This window comes from Microbacterium sp. (assembly GCF_040394595.1).
Classification (GTDB): domain Bacteria; phylum Actinomycetota; class Actinomycetes; order Actinomycetales; family Microbacteriaceae; genus Microbacterium.
Genome location: NZ_JBEBSA010000028.1, coordinates 1 through 16,883 on the forward strand (window position 1 = coordinate 1; position 16,883 = coordinate 16,883).

Annotated in this window: 19 protein-coding genes; 8 read left to right on the top strand and 11 right to left on the bottom strand. The window is 70.4% G+C overall.

The features are described from left to right. A partial coding sequence (locus tag ABWO84_RS15480) for a PhoH family protein (protein WP_353116170.1) occupies positions 1-282 on the top strand: 282 nt, incomplete at its 5' end. Positions 283-608: 326 nt separating this feature from the next. Here ABWO84_RS15480 and ABWO84_RS15485 read toward each other — a convergent pair. The 6 genes from ABWO84_RS15485 to xseA form a co-directional block, all read right to left on the bottom strand. Beyond that, entirely contained in the window at positions 609-1,358 is a 750-nt protein-coding gene (locus ABWO84_RS15485; protein WP_502915428.1) for an endonuclease domain-containing protein, read from the bottom strand. A 628-nt stretch (positions 1,359-1,986) separates the two neighbouring features. Continuing rightward, a complete protein-coding gene (locus ABWO84_RS15490) occupies positions 1,987-3,381 on the bottom strand; it encodes a class II fumarate hydratase (RefSeq protein ID WP_353116172.1) in 1,395 nt (464 codons plus the stop codon). Further along, positions 3,378-4,031 (bottom strand): carbonic anhydrase, encoded by a 654-nt coding sequence (locus ABWO84_RS15495; RefSeq protein WP_353116174.1) that lies wholly within the window; start codon positions 4,029-4,031, stop codon positions 3,378-3,380. The genes ABWO84_RS15490 and ABWO84_RS15495 overlap by 4 nt, the downstream gene beginning before the upstream one ends. Next, positions 4,028-4,672, bottom strand: a complete 645-nt coding sequence (locus ABWO84_RS15500) for a DUF4245 family protein (RefSeq protein WP_353116176.1) — start codon at positions 4,670-4,672, stop codon at positions 4,028-4,030. Before ABWO84_RS15500 ends, ABWO84_RS15495 begins: the two co-directional genes overlap by 4 nt. Further along, positions 4,669-4,893 carry an exodeoxyribonuclease VII small subunit gene (locus ABWO84_RS15505; protein ID WP_353116178.1) on the bottom strand — a complete coding sequence of 75 codons (225 nt, stop codon included), beginning with the start codon at positions 4,891-4,893 and terminating at the stop codon, positions 4,669-4,671. The genes ABWO84_RS15500 and ABWO84_RS15505 overlap by 4 nt, the downstream gene beginning before the upstream one ends. A 41-nt stretch (positions 4,894-4,934) precedes the next feature. Next, on the bottom strand, positions 4,935-6,212 hold the full coding sequence (xseA, locus tag ABWO84_RS15510) for an exodeoxyribonuclease VII large subunit (RefSeq protein WP_353116180.1): 1,278 nt from the start codon (positions 6,210-6,212) through the stop codon (positions 4,935-4,937). A 176-nt stretch (positions 6,213-6,388) separates the two neighbouring features. Here xseA and ABWO84_RS15515 point away from each other — a divergent pair, with 176 nt between their 5' ends. From ABWO84_RS15515 to ABWO84_RS15525, 3 genes are read left to right on the top strand one after another with little or no spacing between them, the layout of a single operon-like run. Next, positions 6,389-7,384 (top strand): 4-hydroxy-3-methylbut-2-enyl diphosphate reductase, encoded by a 996-nt coding sequence (locus tag ABWO84_RS15515; protein ID WP_353116206.1) that lies wholly within the window; start codon positions 6,389-6,391, stop codon positions 7,382-7,384. After that, positions 7,381-7,890 carry a DUF6264 family protein gene (locus ABWO84_RS15520; protein ID WP_353116182.1) on the top strand — a complete coding sequence of 170 codons (510 nt, stop codon included), beginning with the start codon at positions 7,381-7,383 and terminating at the stop codon, positions 7,888-7,890. The genes ABWO84_RS15515 and ABWO84_RS15520 overlap by 4 nt, the downstream gene beginning before the upstream one ends. Before the next feature lie 9 nt (positions 7,891-7,899). Further along, a complete protein-coding gene (locus ABWO84_RS15525) occupies positions 7,900-9,171 on the top strand; it encodes a hypothetical protein (protein WP_353116184.1) in 1,272 nt (423 codons plus the stop codon). An 83-nt stretch (positions 9,172-9,254) separates the two neighbouring features. On the opposite strand, the gene fbaA is transcribed toward ABWO84_RS15525, so the two are convergent. Beyond that, positions 9,255-10,283 (bottom strand): class II fructose-bisphosphate aldolase, encoded by a 1,029-nt coding sequence (fbaA, locus tag ABWO84_RS15530; protein ID WP_353116186.1) that lies wholly within the window; start codon positions 10,281-10,283, stop codon positions 9,255-9,257. A gap of 186 nt (positions 10,284-10,469) precedes the next feature. Between fbaA and glpX the strand changes: the two genes are divergently transcribed. Both glpX and ABWO84_RS15540 read left to right on the top strand, forming a co-directional pair. Further along, positions 10,470-11,456: a class II fructose-bisphosphatase gene (gene glpX, locus ABWO84_RS15535; RefSeq protein WP_353116188.1), complete on the top strand. Its 987-nt coding sequence runs from the start codon at positions 10,470-10,472 to the stop codon at positions 11,454-11,456. Positions 11,457-11,604: 148 nt separating this feature from the next. Further along, positions 11,605-11,889 carry a hypothetical protein gene (locus tag ABWO84_RS15540; RefSeq protein WP_353116190.1) on the top strand — a complete coding sequence of 95 codons (285 nt, stop codon included), beginning with the start codon at positions 11,605-11,607 and terminating at the stop codon, positions 11,887-11,889. Here the strand turns inward: ABWO84_RS15540 and ABWO84_RS15545 are convergent. Genes ABWO84_RS15545 through ABWO84_RS15555 form a run of 3 tightly spaced genes read right to left on the bottom strand, consistent with a single transcriptional unit; the run spans position 11,852 to position 14,222 of the window. After that, positions 11,852-13,180, bottom strand: a complete 1,329-nt coding sequence (locus ABWO84_RS15545) for a DNA recombination protein RmuC (RefSeq protein WP_353116192.1) — start codon at positions 13,178-13,180, stop codon at positions 11,852-11,854. The two genes, ABWO84_RS15540 and ABWO84_RS15545, sit on opposite strands and share 38 nt — an antisense overlap. Before the next feature lie 47 nt (positions 13,181-13,227). After that, entirely contained in the window at positions 13,228-13,611 is a 384-nt protein-coding gene (locus ABWO84_RS15550) for an ankyrin repeat domain-containing protein (protein WP_353116194.1), read from the bottom strand. A 17-nt stretch (positions 13,612-13,628) separates the two neighbouring features. Continuing rightward, complete coding sequence (locus ABWO84_RS15555) at positions 13,629-14,222, bottom strand: 3'-5' exonuclease (protein ID WP_353116196.1); 594 nt, start codon at positions 14,220-14,222, stop codon at positions 13,629-13,631. 103 nt (positions 14,223-14,325) lie between these two features. Between ABWO84_RS15555 and ABWO84_RS15560 the strand changes: the two genes are divergently transcribed. Continuing rightward, complete coding sequence (locus tag ABWO84_RS15560; protein WP_353116198.1) at positions 14,326-15,063, top strand: class I SAM-dependent methyltransferase; 738 nt, start codon at positions 14,326-14,328, stop codon at positions 15,061-15,063. A 29-nt stretch (positions 15,064-15,092) separates the two neighbouring features. Here ABWO84_RS15560 and ABWO84_RS15565 read toward each other — a convergent pair whose 3' ends face one another. Next, positions 15,093-15,647, bottom strand: a complete 555-nt coding sequence (locus ABWO84_RS15565; RefSeq protein WP_353116200.1) for a hypothetical protein — start codon at positions 15,645-15,647, stop codon at positions 15,093-15,095. A 175-nt stretch (positions 15,648-15,822) separates the two neighbouring features. Between ABWO84_RS15565 and ychF the strand changes: the two genes are divergently transcribed. Continuing rightward, positions 15,823-16,883: redox-regulated ATPase YchF (gene ychF / locus ABWO84_RS15570; RefSeq protein WP_353116202.1), on the top strand; the 1,061-nt coding region annotated here is incomplete at its 3' end.

Here is a 16,883-nt window from a genome sequence, read left to right on the forward strand (position 1 = left end):
TCGCTGCACGACGCCTTCGTGATCGTCGACGAGGCGCAGTCGCTCGAGCGCAACGTGCTGCTGACGGTGCTGAGCCGGATGGGGCAGAACTCCCGGGTCGTGCTGACCCACGACGTCGCCCAGCGCGACAACCTCCGGGTCGGCCGTCATGACGGGGTCGCCTCGGTGATCGAGACGCTCAAGGGGCACGAGCTGTTCGGGCACGTGACCCTGCAGCGCTCCGAGCGCTCCGCGATCGCCGCCCTCGTCACCGACCTCCTGGAGGGCAACGAGCTCGCCTGATCGGTTCGACGCGCCGCGCTCCGCAGATCTCCGCGGGGCGCGGCGTCGTCGTGTGTCGGAGTGTCGGAGTGTCGGAGTGGGTGTCCCGTTTCGCGGGTGGTGTCCCGTTTCGCGGGTGGATCCGGGCGGGGTGGCGGGGATTCGTGACGTGGTCTGTGATTCGGGCGGGTGCGGGTTTCGGGTGGTGACTGGTTTGGCGGTGGCGGCCTGTGTCCGGTTTGGGTGTCCGGTTTGGGTGTCACGTTTCGCGGGTGGTGTCACGTTTCGCGGGTGGATCTGGGCGGGGTGGCGGGGATTCGTGACGTGGTCTGTGATTCGGGCGGGGTTCAGGCGCGGGATCGGGCGCGCCGAACGGCGGCGATGATCGCGCGCTGCGTCGCCGGCCAGTCGTGCACGATCTGGGCGTAGTCGAAGCGAAGGGTCTCGTACCCGAGTCGAGACGCCGCCGCATCGCGCATCAGGTCTTTGTGGCGGCGCTCGGCGCCATGGTGGTTCTCACGGCCGTCAGCTTCGACGATCAGACAGCCTTCGATGAGGAAATCGGCCCGCCCGACACCGCGGATCTCCACCTGGCATTCGAGGCGGATCCCGAGCACATGCAGCCGCAGCCGGATGAGGGACTCGATTCCGCTGTCGGCATCGGATCGGGCGAGGTCGACCAGCCAGCGTGCGGAGGCAGGGAGCGCATCCCGAACTCGGCGTCTCGCTGCGGCTGGAAGGCGTCCGATGCGCCACGCCGACTCGAACGCCGCGAAGAACGCCTCATCGCCGGCACAGACGCGAATGTGCAACAGCGCCGTCTCCAGGCCGACCTGCCCGAGAGGCGGACGTCCGCGGAAGAAGTGGGACACGCATGCGCAACCTGCGTGCGGATGAGGATGATTGCCGGGACCGAGCCATACGTGCGGCGTCGTATCCTCCGGAAGCACCCAGACGCCCGCTCGCCGGAGTGCGTTCCCGCACGTCAACGCGCCGCCGTGCTGCACGGCACTCCGCACATCGGCGTCGAGAGGAGGAATGCCGAAGACTCCGTTGCGAAGCCTCTCGATCGCGCCCCGCTCCACGAGCCTGGCCAAAGACCGGCGGGAGAATCCGAGACGTTGCAGATGCGTGCCGCGGGCGATCCCTCCGAGCGCTGAGATGGTGTCGTGTGCTGTGAGCATGGCAACAGCATCCGGTCGATTCCCGGCCGGGCAGGACCAGGATCGCGGAGATCGCGAACAACCTCTCGACAGGTGCTGGTGTGGGGGACGGGTCGGAGACAGTCCCGTTTTTCGCAGACGTGTCCTGCTCTGCAGAGGCATCGGGACCACGGTCCGGGATTCGGGCGGCGCCGGGCCATTTCGGGCGGGTGTCCCGTTCCGCGAGTGGTGTCACGTTTCGCGGGTGGTTCTGGGCGGAGTGGTCGGGAACCGGGACATGGTCCGGGATTCGGGACATGATCCGGCGCTCGGGACATGGTCCGGGATTCGGGCGGTGCCGGGGCGTTGGGGCGGGGTGTCCCGTTTCGCGGATGGTGTCACGTTTCGCGGGTGGTTCTGTCCGAAGGGACCGGGATCCGGGACAACGTCCGCGAACCGGGACAAAAGAACCGGGACAAAAGAACCGGGACAAAAGAACCGGGACAAGAGCCAGAACAGTGCCTGGAGACAGCGGATGCCGCGAAAGGGGAACCCCTCGCGGCATCCGGAAGAAGAGCCGGGCTCAGCCGGCGTGCGTCATGGAGAGCAGGTCGAGCTTCTGGTCGAGCACCTCTTCGGTGATCTCCCCGCGCTCGACGTAGCCGAGGTCGATGACGGCCTCGCGCACCGTGATGCCCTTGGCGACGGCGTGCTTGGCGATCTTCGCCGCAGCCTCGTAGCCGATGACCTTGTTGAGCGGCGTCACGATCGACGGGCTCATGCCGGCGAAGGCGGCGGCACGGTCGACGTTGGCCTGCAGGCCGTCGATGGTCTTGTCCGCGAGCACGCGGGAGGCGTTCGCCAGCAGACGCACCGACTCGAGCAGCGCCGTGCCCATCACCGGGATGGCGACGTTCAGCTCGAAGGCCCCGGATGCGCCGGCCCAGGCGACCGTCGCGTCGTTGCCGATCACGCGGGCGCAGACCATCAGCACGGCCTCGGGGACGACGGGGTTGACCTTGCCCGGCATGATCGAGGAGCCCGGCTGCAGGTCCGGGATGTGGAGCTCGCCGAGACCGGTGTTGGGTCCCGACCCCATCCAGCGCAGGTCGTTGTTGATCTTGGTCAGCGAGACCGCGATCGTGCGCAGCGCGCCCGACGCCTCGACGAGGCCGTCCCGGTTCGCCTGGGCCTCGAAGTGGTCCTTCGCCTCGGTGATCGGGAGCTCCGTCTCCGCCGCGAGCAGCTCGATGACCTTCTGCGGGAAGCCGAGCGGCGTGTTGATCCCGGTGCCGACGGCCGTTCCGCCGAGGGGGACTTCCGCGACGCGGGGGAGTGCCGCCTGCACGCGCTCGATGCCGAGGCGGATCTGGCGGGCGTAGCCGCCGAACTCCTGTCCGAGGGTGACGGGGGTGGCGTCCATCAGGTGGGTGCGGCCCGACTTGACGGCGTCCTTCCAGAGCTCCGCCTTTGCCTCCAGCGCCACGGCGAGGTGGTCGAGGGCGGGGATCAGCGTGTCGATCAGCGCCTGGGTGACCGCGATGTGCACCGAGGTCGGGAACACGTCGTTCGACGACTGGGAGGCGTTCACGTGGTCGTTCGGGTGCACCTGCGCGCCGAGGATGCGGGTGGCGAGCGTGGCGATGACCTCGTTCATGTTCATGTTCGAGGACGTGCCGGAGCCGGTCTGGTACGTGTCGACCGGGAACTCGCCGTCGTGCTTGCCCGCGGAGACCTCGTCCGCGGCCTGGGCGATCGCGTCGGCGATGGCGCCGTCGAGCGTGCCGAGCTCCTTGTTGGCCAGCGCGGCGGCCTTCTTGATGCGCGCGAGGGCGGCGATCTGCGCCGACTCCAGCCCCTTGCCCGAGATCGGGAAGTTCTCCACGGCGCGCTGCGTCTGCGCTCCGTAGAGGGCGTTCAGGGGCACGCGCACCTCGCCCATGGTGTCGTGTTCGATGCGGTACTCGGTGTCGGTCATTCCGATCCCTCCTGCGTTTCGGGGTCGATCCCCACGGTGATCACGGGCACGGCCGTGCCCTCGGTGAGTCGATAGTTGGCGCCGACGATGCCGAGGCGCCCCTCGGCGACGGCGGCGCTGATGAGCTCGGACGACTGCAGCAGGTCGCCGACGGTGTTGCGGAGGTGCTCGCGTCCCACCAGCTCCGCGTCGATGTCCGCCGGCGAGGTGCCGCCCTGCTCCGCGAGCACCTTGCGCGCGGCCGGGACGATCGGCGAGATGAGCTTCCAGATGTGCGGGGGAAGGGGCGTGGCATCGATCGCAGTGCCGTCGATCGCCGCGCGCACGGCGCCGCACGAGTCGTGGGCGAGCACGATGATCAGCGGCACCTTGAGGATCTCCACGGCGTACTCCAGGCTCGCCACGATCGACTCGCCGATCACCTGGCCGGCGTTGCGCACGACGAAGAGGTCGCCGAGGCCCTTGTCGAAGATGATCTCCGCGGCGAGCCGCGAGTCCGAGCATCCGAACAGCGTCGCCATCGGAGCCTGCCCGTCGGCGAGCTCGTGTCGCTTCTCCACGTCCTGGTGCGGATGCTGCGGTGTGCCGTTCACGAACCGGCGGTTGCCCGCGAGCATCTCCTGCCATGCGGCCGACGGGGTGGTGGTCATCTGCCCTCCGAGAGTTTTTGCAGCTGGGGTGCGAGTTCGGTGGCGAGACCGGCGGTCGCGTCGGGGCTCAGGGCGCCGTAGAGGAGGACGTAGTCCTTGCCGATCTGCGTGCCGATGGCGTAGGAGACGTTGGCGCTCTTGCCCGGGTCGGCGAGCGTGAAAACGTCCCAGGTGCGTCCGTCGATGGACACGGTGCCGGTCGGGGCGGTGCCGGTGAGTACCTGCGGGGCCCACCGCACGTCTGCGTCGAACGCCTGCGCGACATGCACGAACCCGCGCTCCGACTCGGCGGCCGGGGCGAGCACGACATCCCACACGGGGACATCGGTGCCGGTCAGCTGCGCGCTGTTCGCCCGCCACTTGTCCGGGACCTCGGGGACCAGCACCGGCCGCTGCATGGTCTCCTTGACGCCGGCCGCGACCGCGGTGACGTCGATCTTCGGCGCATCGGGCGGGGTGCCGCGGGGGACGGCGAAGACGATCACCGCGACGACCGCGACGGTCACGATCAGCGCGGCGATCAGATGACGGAACGTCTGGCTCGAGCGGTAGACGCGGCTCGACTCGGCCTTGCGCGCCGCGGTCTCGTCCGCGGTCTCCGCGCGGCCGAGCTCGGCGACGATCGGCGTCCCCTTGCTCATGCGTCCTCCTCGTCGGATGCCGGGCGTGCGGCGTCCAGACGGCGCTTCGCGCCGAGCAGCCACTCCTCGCAGCGTGCCGCGAGGGCTTCGCCGCGCTCCCAGAGCGTCAGGGACTGCTCGAGAGTGGGGGCGCCCTGCTCGAGTTCGGCGACGACCCGTACGAGCTCGTCGCGAGCGGCCTCGAACGACAGCGATTCCACGGGAGTCTCGGGCGCAGTCACGCCCCCAGTCTACGCGTGCGTCGCGACCTCCTCCGGCGGTCTCAGGCGTCTTCGGAGACCTCGCCGTCCGAGCGTGCGGCGATCGACCCCCTGTCGACCGTGATCGTGAGCGCCGTGCCCGCTGGGGCGTCGGCGGCGTCGCGGAGGATCGCGCCGCCCTCGAGGTGCGCGATCGCGTATCCGCGGGCCAGGGTGGCCGCAGGCGAGAGCGCCCGCAGCGAGGCGCGCAGCTCGGAGGTGGACCTGCCCGCGGTGTCGAGCCGGCGGGTCACGCTGTCCCGCCCGCGCGCGGCGAGCAGCAGCACCTCCTGCGCCCGCCCGTCGATGATCGGATCGGGGGAGCGTAGCACCGGCCGCGACCGCAGCTGTGCGAGCTGGGCGATGTCGTGCGTGAGGCGCTGAGTGAGGCGCGTCGTGGCCCGTGCGCGCAGCTGGGCCACCAGCGCACGCTGCTCGCCCACATCCGGGACCACGCGCTTGGCGGCATCCGTCGGCGTCGAGGCGCGCAGGTCGGCGACATCGTCGAGGAGCGGGTGGTCGTTCTCATGCCCGATCGCGCTGACGATCGGGGTGGTGGCCGCCGCGACAGCGCGGACCAGCCGCTCGTCGCTGAAACCGAGGAGGGTCTGCGGATCGCCGCCGCCGCGGGCGATCACGATCACGTCGACCTCGGGGTCGGCGTCGAGCCGCGCCAGGGCGGCGAGGGTCTCCGGGACACAGCGATCGCCCTGCACGGCGGCGTACTCGGTGCGGAAACGCACCTGCGGCCACCGGAGCTCGGCGTTGCGGTGCACGTCCTTCTCCGCGTCGGACCGCTCACCGGTGATGAGGCCGATCAGATGGGGGAGGAAGGGGAGGCGCTTCTTGCGCGCCGGGTCGAACAGTCCCTCCTGGCGGAGCTGCGCCCGGAGGCGTTCGAGCCGCTCCAACTGATCGCCGAGGCCGACGTGCTTCATCGCCGAGACGGCGAAGCTGAAGTCCCCGGCCTTGACGAAGTAGTCGGCCTTCACCGCGGCGACGACGTGATCGCCGACCCCGAGGTCGTTCGGGATGCGGGCACGCACGCTGGACCAGATGCGCAGGGAGATCTGCGCGTCGGACCTGGTGTCCTTCATCCGCGCGAACACGTTGCCGGCGCGGGTGTTCCACGAGGTGATCTCGCCCTCGACCCACACCGTGCCCCACTGCGACACGAAATCGCGGATCGTCCCGTTGAGCCGCGCGACGGACGTCGGTGCATCCGCGGTCGACTCGCGAGGCGCCACGGAGTCGGCGGGCGGCGCTTCGCCGGGCACGGGGGCGGCGTGGAAGACGGTCATCGCATCCTGTCGGTCGGGGCGGGTTCAGGATATCCCGGGCCGCCGACGGCGCCGCGGACCACGGGACTCTCCCGGCCTCCGCACATCCCTGCGCGGATAGACTCGGGACCGTGACCGCCGTCTCCCTGCCTGTTCCCCGGCTGCCCCGCCCGCTGCGCACCGAGCCGCTGCGCGACATGCCCGTCGACGGGCACAAGCGCGTGCTGCTGTCGGCGCCGCGCGGCTACTGCGCGGGTGTCGACCGGGCGGTCGTTGCCGTCGAGAAGGCGCTGGAGCGCTTCGGCGCACCGGTCTATGTGCGCAAGCAGATCGTGCACAACATCCACGTCGTCACCGAGCTCGAGGCGAAGGGCGCCGTGTTCGTCGAGGAGGTCGACGAGGTCCCGGAGGGGGCGCATGTGGTCTTCAGCGCCCACGGTGTCTCGCCGATGGTCGTCTCCTCCGCCGAGGAGCGCGGGCTGCACGCGATCGACGCCACCTGTCCGCTGGTGACCAAGGTGCATCGCGAGGCCGTGCGCTTCGCCCGCGACGACTTCGAGATCCTGCTCATCGGCCACGAGGGCCATGAGGAGGTCGAGGGCACCGCGGGGGAGGCCCCCGGACACGTGACGATCGTGAACTCTCCCGCCGAGGCCGACACCGTGCAGGTGAAGGATCCCTCCAAGGTGGTGTGGCTCTCGCAGACCACGCTCTCGGTGGACGAGACCATGGAGACGGTCAACCGCCTCCGCACCCGCTTCCCCGAGCTGCACGATCCGCCGTCGGACGACATCTGCTACGCGACGCAGAACCGCCAGGTCGCGATCAAGAAGGTCGCGGCCGACGCCGATCTCGTCATCGTGGTCGGCTCGGCGAACTCCTCGAACAGCGTCCGGCTGGTGGAGGTCGCGCTCGAGCACGGCGCGAAGGCCGCCTACCGTGTGGACTACGCCGACGAGGTGCAGCAGTCCTGGCTGGACGGCGTCGCGACCGTCGGCGTGACCAGCGGCGCATCCGTGCCCGAGGTGCTCGTGCAGGAGGTCTTGCAGGCGCTCGCCGAAGCCGGCTACGGCGACGTCGAGGAGGTGCGCACCGCGGAGGAGGACCTGATGTTCTCGCTCCCCAAGGAGCTGCGCCAGGACGCGACGGGACGCCGCGACGATCGTGCCCTGGGAGGACGCAGCAGATCATGAGCGCCGACCGCCCCCAGTACGGCGAGTACGCCACACCGGAGGAGCAGCGCCGCGCGGCGGGGCTCCCTCCGGTCGTCGAGCAGCCCGTCGAGACGGTCGCCCCGGCCGCTCAGCCGGCACCCGTGCTGCCGGATCGGCCCGGCGACCGACTGCTGACGATCATGCTGCTCGCGTTCGGGCTGGTCTATGTCGTGATGACCGTGATCGGCTATCAGCGCCTCCCCGAGATCTTCGATCAGACCCTGAAGATGCTCGGCTCCGACGGAGAGTTCACCAGCTTCGCCGCGGCGCGCACCTGGGGCACGGTGGCCTCGGTCGTGCTCGTGGCCGGATACGTGCTGACCGCGTGGCTCGCGATCCGCCGGGTGCGCGCGCGGCGGGTCGCGTGGTGGATCCCGATCGTCGGAGCGGTGGCGACCTTCATCCTCGTGTCGATCTGCATGAGCGTGCCGATGATGTCGGATCCGGCCTTCCTCGATCTCATGAAGGCGCAGACCGGTCGTTAGCCTGGAGGGGTGACCGATCAGATCGCCTTCCATGTCCGCCACGCCGGTTTCGACGCCGGGGACGGCTCCGATCCGAGAGCCCGCGCGCAGAAGGTGCTCGCGGGGCTTCGCGTGCTCGCCGCTCTCCGCGACGGCGCCGAGGACCCGAACGAGGACGGCGTGGAGGCCGTCGCGCTGATCCCGATGACCGAGGACGGGCGGATCGTGACGCTGGGCGACGACGACCGGCTGAGCTTCGCACTCCGGGCATCCGAACTGCGTGAGGCGTTCGTCGCGGCGGGGCTCACGCTGTGGCTCTTCGACGAGGACGAAGAGGCCGCGGCGAGCAGCGAGGGCGCGTTCGCGCACGAGGACGACGACGAGGCGCCCACCGCCGACGTGCGGGACGTCGACGACGCGTTCGACCGTGCGGACGTCGACCCGGCCGACGAGGACGGGCTGTTCTTCGCGCCGCAGCCGGTGCGCGTCGCGGAGTTCTCGCACCGCGCGAGGTGGGCGGCCAGGGCCGCGGCCGAGCTGACCGGTGCCGAGGTGGAGTACGTCGAACAGGGCGTCTGGTCGATGGTGCGCTACGAGACCGCGGAGCCGCACATGACCCTCGCCGGTACCAGGAGCGACGGCGCGATCATCGAGCTCAACGTCGCCGGAGTGGACGACGCCTGGCTCGAGGTGACGCTGCCGAGCGGCGCGGTGCACGTGTTCTGGCCGAACTCGGAGCGGGGCACGATCCCGGTCCTCAATCCGGCGTCGATCATCGAGCCCGCATCGGCCGAGGTCTACCGCCGGATGCTGACGGAGAGCGACGGCGTCCGCGATGAGCTCGCCGAGATCGCGCGGGTGCACCGGGTGGATGTGGAGCGCGCCGCGAAGGCGTCGATGCCGGAGGCACTCGGAGGCGTCGTCGGCGCCGAGGAGCGACTCTCCTCGTTCGTGGGCGCCTTCGGGGTGCCGGACGGACTGATCGCGGACGCGCTGTCGGCGGAGCCGGTGGGGCGGCGCTTCACGCCGCAGGGGTGGCCCGCCGCGATCGGCGAGACGCTCGTCGACGGCCTCGAAGGGCTGTCATCGCTCACCCGCCGCGATCGTCCCTTCGCGCGCTGGGAGCGCGCGCTGCGCACGCGTCCCTTCCTCGCGGCGGCGGCGCACACCGCCGAGCTGACGGTCGGCGTCGCCGCGCTGCGCAGCCGATCCCGCCTGGGGAAGGCATTCGGCGTGCTCCTCGTCATCGAGGCCGTCGCCGACCTGGTGATCTGGGTGGTGCGCATGCGCCGGAGCCGCTGAGCGCGGTCCGTCGCAGGAGGGCGCAGACGACGGATGCCCCGGACCGTGCGGCCCGGGGCATCCGATGTGCTGCGTGCGGAGCGTCAGCTCTGCGACTTGCCGAACGATCCGAGCTGGCGGGTCGACTCGACCACGCGGGCGGCCATGGCCGTCTCGGCGACCTTGCCCCAGGCGCGCGGGTCGTACTGCTTCTTGTTGCCCACCTCGCCGTCGACCTTGAGGACGCCGTCGTAGTTCTTGAACATGTAGTCGGCGATCGCGCGGGTGTAGGCGTACTGCGTGTCGGTGTCGATGTTCATCTTCACCACGCCGTTCGCGACCGCGAGAGCGATCTCCTCGTCGGTCGAGCCGGAGCCGCCGTGGAAGACGAGGTCGAGGGGCTTGGCGCCGGTGCCGTACTTGGCGGCGACCTGCTGCTGGATCTCACCGAGCAGCTCGGGCCGCAGCTTCACGCCGCCCGGCTTGTACACGCCGTGGACGTTGCCGAAGGTGAGGGCGGCGATGTAGCGGCCCTGCTCGCCGAGGCCGAGGGCCTGCACGGCCTGGTCGACGTCGCCGAAGGTGGTGTAGAGCGCCTCGTTGGAGCCCTCGTGCGCGACGCCGTCCTCCTCGCCGCCGACGACGCCGATCTCGACCTCGAGGATGGCGTTGATCGCCTTCATGCGGGGGAGGAGGTCCTTCGCGATCTCGATGTTCTCAGCGAGGGGCACGGCCGAGCCGTCCCACATGTGCGACTGGAAGATCGGGTTGCGTCCCGCCCTGACCTCCTCCTCGGAGGCGGCGATGAGCGGCTCGACGAAGCCGGCGAGGGCGTCCTTCGGGCAGTGGTCGGTGTGCAGCGCCACCGTGACCGGGTACGACTTGGCGACCTCGGTGGCGAACTTCGCGAAGGCGAGGGCGCCGGTGGCGCGCGCCTTGACGGTGTGACCGGCGAAGTAGTCGGCGCCGCCGGTGGTGACCTGGATGATGCCGTCGGAGCCCGCCTCGGTCAGACCCTGGAGAACGGCGTGGATCGTCTGCGAGCTCGAGACGTTGAACGCGGGGTAGGCGAAGCCGCCGGCCTTCGCGCGGTCGAGCATCTCGGCGTACTGTTCCGGGGTGGCAACGGGCATGGAATACTCCTGCGATCGATGAGCGGGGTCAGGCTCACTTTACCGGGGGAGGAGCGGGGATGCTTTCCCCTCGGATCGCCTGCAGATCGCCGCGCTCTTCGCCCCCGTTAAGAACGTGAATTCCTTCACTCCGGGATACCGGAAAGTGGGCGATTCTCACGTGGCACGCTGGCTAGGCTGACCCCCATGGTGAGCCTCACAGCCGATCTCAGTCCCCTTCGCCCCGACCGCAACCTCGCTCTCGAGCTGGTGCGCGCGACCGAGGCCGCGGCGATCCGTGCGGTGCCGTTCATCGGCCGTGGTGACAAGGAGGCCGCCGACGGCGCCGCCGTGGACGCGATGCGGGCCTTCCTCGGCACCGTGCAGTTCCAGGGGCGGGTGGTGATCGGCGAGGGCGAGAAGGACAACGCCCCGATGCTGTTCAACGGCGAGACGGTCGGCACGGGGGCTGGTCCCGAGTGCGACATCGCCGTCGATCCGATCGACGGCACCTCGCTGACCGCGGCGGGACGGCAGAACGCCCTGTCGGTGATCGCGGTGTCCGACCGCGGGACGATGCTCGACGCGTCGAGCGTCTTCTACATGGACAAGCTGGTGACCGGCCCCGCCGGCGTCGGCGTGGTGGACATCCGCCTGCCGATCGGCGAGAACATCCGTCGGCTCGCTCAAGCGCTCGGCAAGCCGGTGGACGAGATCGTCGTCTCGGTGCTGAACCGCCCCCGTCACGAGAAGCTGATCGCGGAGATCCGCGAGGCCGGCGCGGGCACGCGTCTGATGAGCGACGGCGATGTGGCGGGCGGCATCAACGCCGCACGGCACGGCGCGCGCACGGACATGTGCGTCGGCGTGGGCGGCAGCCCGGAGGGCATCGTCACCGCCTGCGCGATCAAGGCGCTCGGCGGGCACATCCAGGGACGGCTGTGGCCCCGCGACGACGAGGAGCACCAGCGCGGCGTGGACGCGGGCCTCGACATGGACAAGGTCTACGAGGCGGACGACCTGGTCAAGGGCAACAACACGCTGTTCGTCGCGACGGGCGTCACCGACGGCCAGCTGGTCGCGGGCGTGCGGCGCGAGGCGGGCTACGTGTACACCGAGAGCGTGGTGCTGCGCGGGGCCTCCGGCACGCTGCGCCGGATCGCGTCGGAGCACCTCGTCTCGAAGTGGCTCTGAGCTTCGCGCTCCTCTCCGGATGCGCCCCGGACGCATCTCGGTACGGTGACGAAACGCCGATGATGCGCCCGTTCGCCGCGCGGCCTGGCACAATTGACCCTGGTCGCGCCCGCGGAACGGCGGTCGTGACGGAGTGAGAGGACGCACGATGACATCGCAGAAGGCGCAGGCCGGCAAGGCCGCCCCTGTGAAGCACGTGACGACCAACACCGGTCGCATCCTGCGGGTCACGGACCTGCCCGACGGCGCACCGGCGCAGGCTCCGGCGGTTCAGCCGGCGGCGGTCGTCGATCCGGCACGCCGGGCGGATGTCCTGTTCCGTGTGCGCCGCGACGAGGGGCATGAACTCAGCTCGTGGTGGATGATCGGAGCGTTCGTCGTCTCGTCCGGTCTGGTCATCGCTCTGCTCCAGCTGGTCCCGGGAACGGCCTGACCACCTGCTCGGGTCCTGTTCCGGGGACCGACTGCTCTTGCGACGTCTTCGCCGCCGGAGTGTTTTCGAGCCGCGCGCGGAGCTCGCCGATGTCGGAGACCCCGTGCTCTCCGAGCGGTTCCTCGACGAGGAGCTCCTCGGCGGTGAAGCGTCGCGTCGGGGTGAGGACGGGCTGCGGTGCGGCGTCGAGTGACGCGGCGTCGATGCCGGGGAACCGGCGGGCGGTGACCAGCACCCGGTTCTCCAGGGAGCCCGCGAAGCGGTTGTAGCTGTCGACGGTGCGCTCCAGCGCCCGTCGCAGGTCGTCGGCGTGCCCGGCCAGCGTGCCGATCCGCTCGTAGAGCTGCGTGCCGAGGGCGAGGAGGGTGCGCGCCTCGTCGGAGACCTCCTGCTGAGACCACGTCGCGGCCACCGTCTTGAGCACCGCCCAGAGGTTCACCGGGGACGCGAGGGCGACCTTCTTGGCGAAGGCGTGGTCGAGCAGCGAGGGGTCCTCGTCGATGGCCGCGGCGAGGAGGGACTCGCTGGGGAGGAAGCAGATCACGAACTCCGGCCCGGTGCCGAGCCCTGACCAGTAGGCCTTCTTCGCGAGCGCGTCCACGTGCGCTCGCACGGCCTTCACATGCTGTTGCATGAGTGTTCGGCGCCGCGACTCGTCGGCGTCGACGCCGAGTGCGCCCGCCCGGATGTAGGCGTCGAGCGGCACCTTGGCGTCGACGGCGATCGAGGCTCCGCCCGCGAGGCGGATCACCATGTCGGGTCGTCCCTGTCCCTGGTCGGAGTGGATCGTCGCCTGCAGGTCGAAGTCGACGTGGCGTGTGAGCCCCGCGGCCTCCACGACTCTGCGCAGCTGGGTCTCGCCCCACACGCCGCGCGTCGCGGTGGAGCGGAGCGCCCCGGCGAGGCTTTCCGTCGTCGCGCGCAGCGCCTCGTCCGACTCCTGCGCCCGGCGCAGTTGCTCGCTGAGCGCGCCGAACTGCGCGTGCCGGTCCTGTTCGAGCGTCGTCACGGAGTGCTGCATGCGCTGCAGGCTCTCGCGCACTGGCGCGATCGCGGCGAGCACCGCGCTCTCGCGCTGCGCCCTCTCGGCGGAGGCGCGCTGCTCGGCGCGGGAGTGCTCCACCGCGTCGCGGTAGAGGTCGTACTGCCGGTCACGGTCCTCACGCAGCGCGGCCGTCTCCGCTTGCGCCCTGGCGAGGTCGGCGGCGGCGCGCGACCGTGCGAGGAACCAGCCGGCCGCCGCCCCTGCCAGCAGGCCGATCGCCGTGAGGAGAACCGCTGTCGCATCCATGCCCCCATGATGCCGGGGGCCTCCGACATCGGCCGGACGCCGGGTGCTCAGTAGGAGTCGAGCACCGCGCGCATGCCGGCGAGGCCGAACTGGTCGGCGATCTGTCGGGCGGTGTGGCCGCCCGCATCCTGGTCCGCCCCCGCGTCGAGGAGCATGCGCAGGAGCGGCTCGTTGCGACGGAACACCGCGCAGGCCACCGCCGTCTGCCCGTTCGCGTTCACGGCGTCGAGGTCGGCGTTCCTCCGGATCAGGTCGGCGACCGTCTCGCACTGCTCCGCGTACGCCGCCACGATCAGCAGGGTGTCGGCGCGAGGATTGCGCACATCGATCGGCACGCCGGCGTCGAGCATCTCGCCCAGTGGCTCCGTGCGCCCCTGCCGCGCGAGGTCGAACGTGCCCTCGATCACTTCGAGGCTGATTCCGTCGGTCACCAGACCATTCTGACGGTTCAGGCGACGGCGCGCTCGGGCACGGGCGCGCCGGGATGCACGACGGGCACGCCCAGCGCGGCGGAGAGGGCGTCGACGTCGGAGGAGCCGGTCCGTCGTGCCGCATCGATCACGATCTGGGCGCAGGCGCGGGCATCGGCGAGGGCATCGTGGTGGGGGAAGTCGCCGAACCCGGCCGCTTCCGCGGCCTTCGGCAGACGGTAGGACTCCAGGCGGTAGGTCTTCCGCGCCACCGCGAGCGAGCACAACGACCGGTAGGGAGGTGCGGCGAGGCCGGTCGCCTCGCACGCTCGGCGCAGCACGTTCAGGTCGAATCCGGCGTTGTGGGCGACGAGCACATCGGCTCCCGCGAACGCGCACAGCCGGTCGATCTGCTCTGTCCACGTGTCGGCGTCGTGCACGTCCTCGGGGCGGATGCCGTGGATCCGCACGTTCCACTCCTGGAAGTCGTCGTGCCCGGACGGGGGTCGGATCAGCCAGCCGGCCTGCGCGACGACCTCGCCGCCGCGCACACGCACCAGACCGACCTGGCATGCGGAGGCAGGGCTGGAGTTCGCCGTCTCGAAGTCGATCGCGGTGAAGTCCAATGACACGTGTCCAGACTCTCCCGAGGGGCGGGTCCGACGGGTGAGGCGCGCCGCCGACCGGTCGTCCGGGCGGACCACGCATGTCGGTGAGGCGACGTAGGCTGGCGACATGAGCATGGGCGAGCGGGCGACATCATTCGGGGCGGCGGCACAGAGTTATGAGACGGGGCGGCCTGAATACCCGGCCGAAGCGGTGGCCTGGATGCTGGAGGGCGTGCCCGCGCCGAGGATCGCCGACGTCGGCGCCGGCACTGGCAAGCTGACCCGAGTGCTGCTCGGTCTGCCCGGTGCGGAGGTCGTCGCCGTCGATCCCGACCCGGCGATGCTCGAGACGTTGAAGAGCAGTGCCGACGTCCCGGCGTTCGCCGGCACCGCGGAGTCGCTGCCGTTCGAGGACGGTTCGTTCGACGCCGTGGTACTCGGGCAGGCGTGGCATTGGGTGGAGCCGATCGCGGGGTCGGCGGAGATCGGGCGCGTGGTGCGGCCGGGCGGAGTGCTCGGCCTGATCTGGAACGTCCGCGACGAGCGCACCGACTGGGTGCGGCGTCTGACCGAGATCATGCACGGGAGTCCCGCGGAGCAGATGGTCAGCGGCGACGGACCGACGATCGCCGCGCCGTTCGGACCGGCCGAGGAGCGCCGCTGGGAGTGGACGCGTCCCATGACGCGGGAGCAGCTGCTGCATATGGCGCGCTCGCGCAGCTACATCATCACCGCTCCGGACGAGGAGAAGGCGCGGATCGAGAAGGGCATGAACGAGCTCTTCGACGAGCTGGACGTGTCGGGGGAGTCCACCATCGACATGCCCTACCTGACCGCCGCATACCGGTCGGTCCGCCGAGGCTGAGGGGGCGGCGGGCCGGGAACGATGCACGGTCAGGCGCGGGGCGGGATGTCCTTCTCCATGTCCTCGAAGTCGAGGAATGACTCTCCGTCGTGGATGCGCACGCAGTCGTGGGAGGTCGTGATACCGAGGACCATCCCGTCGGCGCCGTGCTCCTCGGTGCCGGTCTTGAACCCGCCCGTCTTCACGTCGAGGGTCACGTCGCCGCGGCCGAACCGTCCCATGGGCTTGGCCGGGTCGATCTCGACGCCGTCGTAGGCGTTCGTGGGCTGCCATCCGGATGCCCGGAGTTGTTCCACCAGAGCGTCGAATCCTCCGGCGAGGTCATCGCCGACCGGCACGGAGATCCCCGCACGGTACGCGACGCCCGGGGCCGGTTGGCTCTGGCAGCCGTCGATGCGTCCACGGGCCGTCCCCCCGGGCAGTCCTGCGGCATCGAGCGCTTCGAGCAGGTCCTGAGCCGCGGAGTCGATCGTCGACGCCTTGTCCTCCAGCACCGCTCGGGGATTCGGCGGCACGGGCGAGCATGCGGCCAGCAGCACCGTCAGAAGCGCTACGAGTCCGATCCCGGTCGTCGGCTTCCTCATCATTCGCCCTCCCCCGCGTTCGAGACGGATAACGTACCGGCTGGGGCGCTCGGGAGCCCCGAATCCGTAGCTCGATGTCCCACGGATCTTAGCCCCGGATCGCGGGGACGGTGCGTTCGAGATCGGAGGGGCGGGCGACAGGGCGGAACCGTCGTCGCCGGTAGACTGGCTGTCCGTGGCCCTCACCATCGGAATCGTAGGACTGCCGAACGTCGGCAAGTCGACCCTCTTCAACGCACTCACCAAGAACGACGTGCTCGCCGCGAACTACCCGTTCGCGACGATCGAGCCGAACGTCGGCGTGGTGAGCCTGCCTGATCCGCGGCTGAAGACGCTCGCCGAGATCTTCGGCAGCGAGCGCATCCTGCCTGCGACGGTGTCGTTCGTCGACATCGCGGGCATCGTGCGCGGTGCGAGCGAGGGGGAGGGGCTGGGCAATCAGTTCCTCGCGAACATCCGTGAGGCGGATGCGATCGCGCAGGTCGTCCGGGGCTTCGCGGACGACGACGTGGTGCACGTGGACGGCGCGGTCAATCCGGCATCCGACATGGAGACGATCAACGCCGAGCTGATGCTCGCCGACCTGCAGACGATCGAGAAGGCGATCCCGCGCTTCGAGAAGGAGGTGCGCGGCAAGAAGACCGATCCGTCGGTGCTGGAGGCCGCGACGGCCGCCAAGGATGCGTTGGAGCGCGGGCAGCTTCTCTCCGTGGCGGGCATCGACCTCGGCCCGATCCGCGAGCTGGGCCTGCTGACGGCGAAGCCCGTGATCTTCGTCTTCAACGTCGACGAGGCGGTGCTGACGGACGACGCGCGCAAGGCGGCGCTCGCCGAGCTGGTCGCCCCCGCACAGGCGATCTTCCTCGACGCGAAGATCGAGTCCGAGCTCATCGACCTCGACCCGGAGGACGCCGCCGAGCTGCTGGCGTCGACCGGCCAGGACGAGTCGGGACTCGACCAGCTCGCCCGCATCGGCTTCGACACCCTCGGTCTGCAGACGTACCTCACGGCGGGGCCGAAGGAGGCGCGGGCGTGGACGATCGGCAAGGGCTGGAAGGCCCCGCAGGCCGCCGGCGTGATCCACACGGACTTCGAGAAGGGCTTCATCAAGGCCGAGGTCATCTCGTTCCAGGACCTGGTCGACACCGGGTCGGTCGCCGAGGCGCGCGCAAAAGGCAAGGCGCGTCTCGAGGGCAAGGACTACGTGATGCTGGACGGCGACGTGGTGGAGTTCCG

Bases quoted from the DNA above. Each gene is read 5' to 3' on its own strand.
- fbaA (WP_353116186.1), bottom strand. From the start codon at position 10,283: ATGCCCGTTGCCACCCCGGAACAGTACGCCGAGATGCTCGACCGCGCG.
- ABWO84_RS15495 (WP_353116174.1), bottom strand. From the start codon at position 4,031: ATGACCACCACCCCGTCGGCCGCATGGCAGGAGATGCTCGCGGGCAAC.
- ABWO84_RS15520 (WP_353116182.1), top strand. From the start codon at position 7,381: ATGAGCGCCGACCGCCCCCAGTACGGCGAGTACGCCACACCGGAGGAG.
- ABWO84_RS15565 (WP_353116200.1), bottom strand. From the start codon at position 15,647: ATGAGGAAGCCGACGACCGGGATCGGACTCGTAGCGCTTCTGACGGTG.
- ABWO84_RS15515 (WP_353116206.1), top strand. From the start codon at position 6,389: ATGCCCGTCGACGGGCACAAGCGCGTGCTGCTGTCGGCGCCGCGCGGC.
- ABWO84_RS15540 (WP_353116190.1), top strand. From the start codon at position 11,605: ATGACATCGCAGAAGGCGCAGGCCGGCAAGGCCGCCCCTGTGAAGCAC.
- ABWO84_RS15560 (WP_353116198.1), top strand. From the start codon at position 14,326: ATGAGCATGGGCGAGCGGGCGACATCATTCGGGGCGGCGGCACAGAGT.
- ABWO84_RS15545 (WP_353116192.1), bottom strand. From the start codon at position 13,180: ATGGATGCGACAGCGGTTCTCCTCACGGCGATCGGCCTGCTGGCAGGG.
- ABWO84_RS15500 (WP_353116176.1), bottom strand. From the start codon at position 4,672: ATGAGCAAGGGGACGCCGATCGTCGCCGAGCTCGGCCGCGCGGAGACC.
- glpX (WP_353116188.1), top strand. From the start codon at position 10,470: ATGGTGAGCCTCACAGCCGATCTCAGTCCCCTTCGCCCCGACCGCAAC.
- ABWO84_RS15490 (WP_353116172.1), bottom strand. From the start codon at position 3,381: ATGACCGACACCGAGTACCGCATCGAACACGACACCATGGGCGAGGTG.
- xseA (WP_353116180.1), bottom strand. From the start codon at position 6,212: ATGACCGTCTTCCACGCCGCCCCCGTGCCCGGCGAAGCGCCGCCCGCC.